This window comes from Streptomyces sp. NPDC002958, assembly GCF_055563255.1.
This window is the reverse complement of record NZ_JBVHDS010000004.1, coordinates 351,889-360,033: the sequence shown is the minus strand read 5'-3', so window position 1 is coordinate 360,033 and position 8,145 is coordinate 351,889. Positions and strand designations below refer to the sequence as shown.

Genomic DNA, 8,145 nt, shown 5'->3' with positions numbered 1-8,145 from the left:
GTGTTCGGCCGGCTCAGCCGGCGGCCATGTGGTTGGCGTCGTTTTCTGCGTCGTTCAGGATGACCGAAGCCTTGTTGCCGCTGATGCCGACCATTTCGAGCAGTTCGGAGAGCCCTTCGAGGCCGTACGTGAGTCCCTTGCCCGTCGAGTCGACGAACTTGTGGTACTCCTTCGCGTACACGTCGTCCCGGCCGCCCGCCGTCCGGTTCTCCAGGTTGATGCGGTCGTTGAGTACGCCCAGCTCACCGACGATCCTCGAAATGGCGCCGAACTGGGTGAACCGCCGTGGCAGATCCCCCGGAACGCTCAGGGTTCCGTCAGCCATAGAACTCATCCTCCTCGCCGCGGTTTCCGGTGCGCTTGCGCCCGTCGCCCAGGACCGTCTCGGTCAGACCCTCGGGTTGCATCGCGCGCAGCGGAGCGAGCAGCTCGTCCAGTTCACCACCGCCGAAGAAACCCTTGGCAAGGTTCTCCTGATCACCCATCAGCGGACGCACGGAACCGCTCACCTTGGTGTTCATCTCCAGGCGCGCGGCGTTGACCGTGCTCTTCAGCACCTCGGCGAGCTGGGCCCCGGGCATCGTGCGGTAGCCCTCGGTGTGGAACTTGAAGGAAAGGATCTCGCCGTGGGCGTTGACCGAGGCGGTCACCATCCGGTCCTTGGAGGTTGCCGAGGCGGACGCCCTGGCCAGTTCCTCCTGGACCTGCTGGATCTTCTTCGTCTGCTCCGCGAGGCCGGCCATGGCCTCCGCGAGCTGTTCCTGGAACGACACCATCAGTACTGCTCCTCCTTGCCTTCCGCCGCCGCTTCCAGTACGTCGACCGCGCGGGACAGGTCGTCCGCGGACAGCCGCAGAGCGACGGGGCCCGTCGGGTTGAGGTACAGGTCCTGGCCTTCGGGTACGAGTGCGAATGCCTCGGAGACGGGCAGCACCCGGTGGGCGAGCGCGCCCGCCCGCTCCAGATGGGCGGGCGCGGTGAAGACGGGCACCACCGGGTCGCCGTCGGGCGTGCAGGCGCTGACCGCGCCACCGCCCGGCGCGGTCAGGACGGCCAGTTCGGCACGGACCACGGCCAGGGCCACGCCCTCGACGGGGCCGTAACCGGTAGCCGCCAGCTGCATGGCGGCATCCACGTCGTCGGTCGGCTCCGGCCAGCCGAGCATTCCGGGGGACGGCCGGTAGTCGGCGTTCCGCTGCCACTCGACGATCTCGCCGTCGGCGTCCGAACGCCACTGCCCGATCACCGCCCACAGCGGCGGTTCACCTTCTCCGCTCCACGCGGGGTCCACCGTGCCGAACCAGTGCTCGGGTGCGGTGCGCGCCGCCGCGCGGATGTCGTCGGGTACCAGCGGCATGGCGGAATCCTCGCCCCCAGGGGGCATTCCGCCCGCTTCTGCACCTGCGGAACTCATCGTCCGATCACGCCCGTTCCGGCGTCGGGCTCGGTGCCCCACACCTCTTCGTCCTCCGAGAGCCATACATTGCGCTGCCGGTCACCGCCGTTGCTTCCCCCACCCGGGGCGCCACCACCGCCCATGCCCATCGGCGGCATGAAGGGCATGCCGGTCCCCGCCCCGCCCCCCGCTCCGCCCCGCCCGAGGGCGCCGAGCGACTGGGTGGACACGTTGCCCTGCGTCGGGGGGACACCCGGTGTCGCGGGCAGCCCCATGGCGGCACGAGCCCGGTTGCTGAGCCCGGACACCACGGAAGCCGGCTCGCGGATCGCGTTGCCGTTGCTGTCGACCATCTTGCGGAGATTCTCGGAGGCCCCCTTCGAACCGCCGAAGAGATCGCCGCTCGACGTGGACGGACGCCGCTGACCGTTCAGCAACTCTTCGAGCGTCTTGGGGTTGCGGGTCTTCAGGTTGTTGCTGCTCTCGGTGATGTGCTTGCCCTGCGGGTCGCTGATGGTTCCGTCGGCGTTGATCCGGGAGCCGGGCGGAACGGTGAGCTTCCCGCCGTACATGTTGGTCAGGGGCTTGCCGTCCGCGCCGATCAGGTTTCCCTGAGCATCCACCCTGGTGCCCTTGGGCACGATGACGTTGCCCTCGGCATCGACTCCGAAGCCCCGCGTCAGGTTCCCGGAGGTGGAGCCGCCGGGAAGCGTCGGCGGCTTCGGGCCACCGGTCGTGGGGGAAATGATCTTACCCCCGGGGCCGATCGTGGAGCCGGGCGGCACGATCAGTGGCTTGCCGTCCGCGCCGAGGACCGGTTTGCCCTTGGAGTCGGTGACGGCGCCGGTCTTGGGGTCGATGCGCGATCCGGCCGGAACCGTCAGGGACCCGCCGCCTCCCAGGGGGTTGCTCGTACCGGAGGTGCTGCCACTGGGGCCGGTGACCGGGGTGGGGCCGAGGCTGAAGTTGCTCATGCCGCGACCGTTGGACGAGGACTCGCTCCCGCTCGGACCCGTCACCGGAGGCGGGCCGCCGAGGTCCAGATCTCCGCCGCCGCCCTCACCGCCGGAGCTGCCTCCGGCCCCGTCGCCGCCGGCGCCGTTGCCGAACATCTCCTTGAACTTGTTGAGGAAGTCGTCGGTGCCACCCGTGCCGCCGTCCGAGCCGTCACCGGTCGAGCCGTAGAACTTCTCCTGCTCCTCAGAGGTCAGCGAGATGGTGAACGTCTGCTTCACGACGGAGTTCGCGTCGGAGAGCTTCGCGCTGGCCTTGTTGTAGGCCGTCGCCAGGTCGAGCATCGTCTGCGCGGACGCGTCGTCCAGCTCGGTCTTGACGCCGGCGAGCCAGTTCGTCTTGGCATCGCTCTCCACACCTCCGAAATCGATACCGTCGACCGTGTCCCGGTACGCCGAAGTGAAGGACTTGGCTCCCAACGCCTTCAGGAATTCGGAGTAGAGGTGAGTGAACGGCATGGAGATGGGACCTGCGGCCCGGGCCTTCTGTCCCTCGACCGCGGTCACCGTCTCCAGCTTTTCGAACCATGTCCAGGCATTCTTCTGCAGGACACGTATGGTCTCCTTCAGCTTGGTGCTCACCGCTGCGAGGTCGTCCTTGATGGCGCCACTCATGTAGTAGGACTGTGTCTCCAGGAGAGAACGCTTGACCGCCAGGAGAACAGCTTCAAAGAGATCCGCAGATTCTCCTTTGAGCTCCTCCGAGCCGTTCCCCACACTCTCGGCCCATCTGTTGAACTCGGCCACCCACCCACCGGTCCACAAATCCATGTTGTTGAACACGTCGGCCGCCTTGCTGGACATCAGCGGATTGGTGTCCTTGTTGGTACCGGCCGAGACCGAGCCAAAAATAGGACCGGCGGCTCCCGTGAAATCGCTCAACGGCCCGGGGTCGTTACCGAATTCTTTCCAGTCGTATCTGAACCCGAAAACCAGGTATGGCTTTTCGGTCCTGGTGGGAAAGAAATACGCCTTGTACCCGTCGAGTTCCCATTCCTTGCCGTTGTTCCTCGTAGCCGTATCGGACCAGGCGCCGTTCACCTCTGCGGTGATCCACCTCTTGGACCCCGGCCCCGCCACAAGATTCCGGTCCGGAAGCTTGGTGGTTCCGTCGTGAAACATGGCGAGGATTTCCTCCCACTTGGCCGGCATCCCGGTGGGCACCTCGACCATGGTTTCACTTTCCCTTCGGGGTCAGGATCTCGGAGAACTCGTCGGCGAGCGCACTACCCATGCTTGTGGAGTCGTCCTCGGCGTCCTTGTGCTTGGTCTCGACGTCCCGCAGGCCGGCCGAGAAGTTGCTCAGGAGCGTGATGGCCGATTCGTACCGGGTGCGCATGCTGGCGCGGTATGTCTCCAGCTGACCTTCCAGCGCCTTCGCCTGTGCGCACTTCTCGGGGATTCCGATGGCAAGCGGGATCTTCGAGCCCAGGCTCACATAGTCCGGCTTGACCGTGAGGTCGCGGCGGAATCTGGGGATCTCCTGGTTGGCGTACCTGAGGTAGACACCGTCGGTCGACTGGAAGATGTCGCCCGGATTCACGTCATCAGCCATGCTCACACCTCACACAAGTCGATTCGGTCGGGCGGGTCAGCTGCCCTGGAGGTTGTTCAGGCCGCGGCCGCCGTCGAGGTCCCCGTCGATCTGCCGGGCGTGCATCCGCTGGAGAGTCGTCCGGGCGACCCCGTACTGCTCGTCGAGCTGCAGCTTGATCCGGCCCAGCTCCGCCTGGAATTCCTCCCAGGAAGTACGGGTCTGACCGTTCAGGGTGTCTCGCAGCGCACCGAAGTTGTTCTGCATCCAGGCGAGCGCCTCCTTCATTTCCTGTTGGGCCGAGTCCATGTTCTTGATGGCGTCCAGGACCCCTTGGTGGCTGATCTTGACGGACATGGCGGAACTCCTCGCGGGGAAGCTATGAGAACGGGGAAGGAAAAGCGGGGCGAGAGCCGGGGAAGGTCACCCGGGGTTGATCTGGCCGACGATGCCCGCGGCGTAACTGTTCGCCTCGTGCTCGGCGTCCACGAGGAGCCGGTTGGCCATCGAGGTACCTTCGCGGAAGAACTGGGTGCGCTCCATGACCCTGCCGTGCGCCCTGAGCCACTCATCGATGCCCGCGGCGTGGGTCTCCGAGGAAGCCGCCTGGTAGGCCGCCCGCACCTGACCCTGGATGGTCTTGACCTTGCGGCCCGCTTCATCCATGTCGCGAAGATGCTGATCCAGCGTCTTCAACGTCTGGAGCATCGCCGTTTCGTCGTTGGACAGGCCGTCGGCCGAGTTGACATTGAAGCCGGAGACATCAGTCATGAGGGTCCTCCTGGACACTGCGGGAACACGGCGGCACCACGGGTGCACGGCAAGCCGACCACACCGGGAATCAAACCCTTCGGGAGCCAACGGATCACCAGGTTAATACGCCGTACGGGATCTTGGTACGGATGTTCCTCGTCAATCTGAATGTTCATCTTCGATGCGTGCGTGAGCTGCGGAAATGCCGGAAAAAGCGCCTGCCTCCCGGCTTCCCAATGCTCAAAGAAAGCTCAATTCCTTTAACACGGCGGGCAGTCGGCTATCGGTGTGCGTCGCTCTCCGCCGCTTCCACCAGCCCCTGCGACAGCAGGGCCGTATTGTCCAGCGCGGGCCCGGACGCAAGCATCCCGAGGACGCCCGACGGCATGGGGACGGACTGCTCGACGCTGTAGCCGAGCTGCTTGAGCCCCTTTTCGCCGCCGGGGATCGGGTACTTGGCGCCCGACTCGGTGACCAGGTAGTGGGCCGTGCCCGTGCCCGCGGAGGAGAGCTCCGTGATGAGGGCGCCGCCCTCGGGGCGCACCGCGAACAGGTCGGCGGCTCCGGAACCCGCCGAGATTCCGGGCTGGTTGGACACCGGGCGGCCGCCCACCGCTTCCGCGCGGGGCAGGACGACCGAGACCGTCGGCCTGCCGTCCGCGGTACCGACGACCGCGCAGACGCCCTCGCCCGCGCCGACCGGGCTCGGCCTGGGCAGCTCGCTCGGGACCGTACCGCCTTCGGCCCCCACGAGCCGGGATTCCTTCGGGTCCTGGTGGCGTGCCAGGTCGTCCGGGCCGATCTTGGGAAGTACGACAGCTCCGCCGGCGTAAGCGGTCCGCTGGGTACGGGGATCGCCCTTCAGAAGTGCCTCTTCCAGCGCTGTGACCTGGGTCAGACCGCGCTCCGTCAACAGGAAATGGCGGCCGGAACCGTCGAAGAGCTGCCCGACCCGCGTCGCGCGGCCGGCCAGCGAGGGGCCCGCCTTGCCGCGTCCTGCCACCTCCGGCACTGCCAGATCGGGGCCCGCGGGCAGGGCGTTGAGGAAGGCGTCCGGGACCGGGTAAGCACCGTCCGGGTCGTAACCCAGCGCCTGGATCGCGTAGTTCGCCGTGTTGAGCCGCATCCGGGTGCCGTGCCAGAGCAGGTACGTATCGTCGCCCGGGACACTGCGGACCAAGGTGGCCCGGTCCGAGGTGACAGGCCTGCCCCGGGCCGTCAGGCCGACGGCCACGGTCAGGAGTGGTTCCTTCGCGGCGTCGGGCCGGGTGGCGCACACCGACCAGGCCTCGCGGCTGAGCGCGCCCGGCTGCGGGAGCGGATCCGGCGCGCCGACGATGCCCAGGGTCGCACCGCGTGGAGCGTCTTCGAGGGAGGCGGGCTTGACGCTCACCACTTTCATCCGATCGCCGGCCAGCAGTTTGGCCGAGGTCTCGTTCAGGACCGGGTGGAGGACGCCGTCGAGCGTGAGGTAGCGAGCGCCCGAACGCTCGTCGATCACCAGCGTCCCGGTGGCCTTCCACGCGTTCGAACCGCCGGGCACCACCAACCCGTACACCGCGACGATGAGCCCGGCCAGCGCCGCGACCACCAGGCCGATGACGAAGCCCTTCGAGGTCCGCCGGTGCGCGGACTCGGGGGCGTCCGGGTCGTCCCGGAGCATTCCCAGTGACAGTCGGCTCATGACGAACATGTGCGCGTGGACCTGGTCCCGCCTGGACTGCATTCCTTGCCTTTCCGACCGGGCATCGGCCCGGCGCGCGAGGGCCCGGGGTTCCGGGGCCTTCGGCCGCGGAACCCCGGGATCAGCCTGCTGTCCGACGGCGGACGCCGGACCACGGGCTCAGCTGTTGAGGCCCCGCAGGTACTGGTAGAGACCGGCGACGAGCAGGGCCAGCGGTACGAGGACGATGGCGAAGAGCAGGTGGAGCAGATCGACCGCGCGCCCCCAGTAGGGCACCAGACGGCGGCCGGGGAGCGTCCAGCCCGTAATGGCGAGCACGGCCGCGACGGCCAGCAGACCGGCGAGCAGCAGCGGCCGGGACCCTGCCGACAGCCGCAGGACCAACTGCACCGTCAGCAGTACGGAACCGTAGGCGGCCGGCAGGACGACGGCGAGACGCTGCCAGGCTCCGCCGATCGCCCGTGCGTGCGTGAACAGGAGCGCGCACAGGACCGCGGCCAGGGTGAGCGGCGCCCAGGACGTCTCGAACGCCAGCACCGTGAGGCAGCCCGCTGCCACCAGACCGGTGGCGCCGTAGAGGCCGGTGAGGTAGCTGTCGGCGACGGCGCCACGGGCGGCGATCTGCTCGTCCGGGGTGGGCTCGATGCCCTCCTGGAGCTGGCCGGCGTTGGTGGGCAGCAGCGGCACCTTCAGGCCGGACAGACGGAACGCCAGGGACGGCAGGAAGTGCCCCAACAGGACAACCGCCAGGATCAGCGGGGCGGCCGTGCCGGTGGCCGGGACACCGAAGAGCATGACGGCGCCCCCGATCGCCCCGAGGACCGCGGCCAGGGCTGCGGCCAGGAACAGCGGGGCACACGCGCCCACGGCGGCCAACGCGAGCACGGCGGCGCCGGCCGCCGCGGAGCAGCCCGCCAGCAGCATTGAGCCCAGTTCCGTCCCGGACCCGGCGCTTTGGGGTACCAGCGCCCCGGCCAGGGCGAGAAAGGGGATGGCCGCCGCGCCGAGCGCGCCACCCGCTCCGACGTCGCCGACCGCGCGTGAGGCGGCTCCGGCGCCGGCCAGCAGGAGGATCGCGGTCGCCGCCGCGCAGACCGTCCTGATTCCTGTGGGACCGGGCAGCAGCAGGAGCAGCAGGCCCGTGGCGAGAGCGCACACGGCGAGCGCGGTCATGAGGTGGTGCGACCACAGAGGCCGCCAGGAGTCGGGGCGTTCACGCAGCCGGCTGGAGAGCCCGTCGACGAGGTCGTCGTAATGGATCTCGGGCAGGGCGTCCCCGCGAAGGCGCAGGTGTACCGTCTCGCCGTCGTGCAGGCCCAGGTCGCCGAGGGTGTTCTCCTCGTCGAGCGGTTCCTGGCCGAGGCGCTGAAGCACCCAGCCGCCGGCCGGGGCTCCACGTTCGTAGAGGTCGGTGCCCCCGTGGTCGACGATGGTCGGCATCAGGTCGGCGAGCACGATGTCGGACGGCACGGCGAGTTCGACGGAACGATCGGGCGTCAGCACCGTGAGGCGGCACAGGGGTGCCGCGGATATGTCGGTCAAGCGCGTTTCATCGCCTTCCAGGACGGTGGTCGACGCGGTCAGATTGATCACATTAACTTGTGCGTGCAATCTGTACGTTGTGGGGTGCGGCCACGATCGGCAGTCCCGTCACCGCCCATGCCTCGGCCTGCGCAATTCGCCGCCGGTCGTACTACAGGTGTTTGACGTTCCGTCATCCGACGATGCGTCACAGCAACCGCAGGCACCTTCCAGGAAGGCGATT

Annotated in this window: 9 protein-coding genes; all 9 read right to left on the bottom strand. The window is 68.1% G+C overall.

The features are described from left to right. Positions 1–13: 13 nt before the first annotated feature. The 9 genes from ACZ3IC_RS10515 to eccD all read right to left on the bottom strand — a co-directional run bounded on the left by ACZ3IC_RS10515 (position 14) and on the right by eccD (position 7,922). The gene (locus ACZ3IC_RS10515; protein ID WP_467414628.1) at positions 14–325 is read right to left on the bottom strand and encodes a hypothetical protein; all 312 of its coding nucleotides are present in this window, start codon (positions 323–325) and stop codon (positions 14–16) included. After that, complete coding sequence (locus ACZ3IC_RS10510; protein WP_467414627.1) at positions 318–776, bottom strand: YbaB/EbfC family nucleoid-associated protein; 459 nt, start codon at positions 774–776, stop codon at positions 318–320. The genes ACZ3IC_RS10515 and ACZ3IC_RS10510 overlap by 8 nt, the downstream gene beginning before the upstream one ends. Beyond that, positions 776–1,357 (bottom strand): type VII secretion system-associated protein, encoded by a 582-nt coding sequence (locus ACZ3IC_RS10505; RefSeq protein ID WP_467414624.1) that lies wholly within the window; start codon positions 1,355–1,357, stop codon positions 776–778. Before ACZ3IC_RS10505 ends, ACZ3IC_RS10510 begins: the two co-directional genes overlap by 1 nt. A 53-nt stretch (positions 1,358–1,410) precedes the next feature. Continuing rightward, a complete protein-coding gene (locus ACZ3IC_RS10500) occupies positions 1,411–3,582 on the bottom strand; it encodes a hypothetical protein (RefSeq protein ID WP_467414622.1) in 2,172 nt (723 codons plus the stop codon). Between the two features lie 4 nt (positions 3,583–3,586). Then, positions 3,587–3,964, bottom strand: a complete 378-nt coding sequence (locus ACZ3IC_RS10495) for a hypothetical protein (protein WP_467414619.1) — start codon at positions 3,962–3,964, stop codon at positions 3,587–3,589. Positions 3,965–4,000: 36 nt separating this feature from the next. Continuing rightward, on the bottom strand, positions 4,001–4,300 hold the full coding sequence (locus tag ACZ3IC_RS10490; RefSeq protein WP_467414618.1) for a hypothetical protein: 300 nt from the start codon (positions 4,298–4,300) through the stop codon (positions 4,001–4,003). Between the two features lie 66 nt (positions 4,301–4,366). After that, positions 4,367–4,714, bottom strand: coding sequence for a hypothetical protein (locus ACZ3IC_RS10485; RefSeq protein WP_467414616.1), 348 nt, complete (start codon positions 4,712–4,714; stop codon positions 4,367–4,369). Positions 4,715–4,976: 262 nt separating this feature from the next. Continuing rightward, positions 4,977–6,422, bottom strand: coding sequence for a type VII secretion protein EccB (eccB, locus tag ACZ3IC_RS10480; protein WP_467414615.1), 1,446 nt, complete (start codon positions 6,420–6,422; stop codon positions 4,977–4,979). A 117-nt stretch (positions 6,423–6,539) separates the two neighbouring features. Continuing rightward, positions 6,540–7,922, bottom strand: coding sequence for a type VII secretion integral membrane protein EccD (gene eccD, locus ACZ3IC_RS10475; RefSeq protein WP_467414612.1), 1,383 nt, complete (start codon positions 7,920–7,922; stop codon positions 6,540–6,542). Between the last annotated feature and the right edge of the window lie 223 nt (positions 7,923–8,145).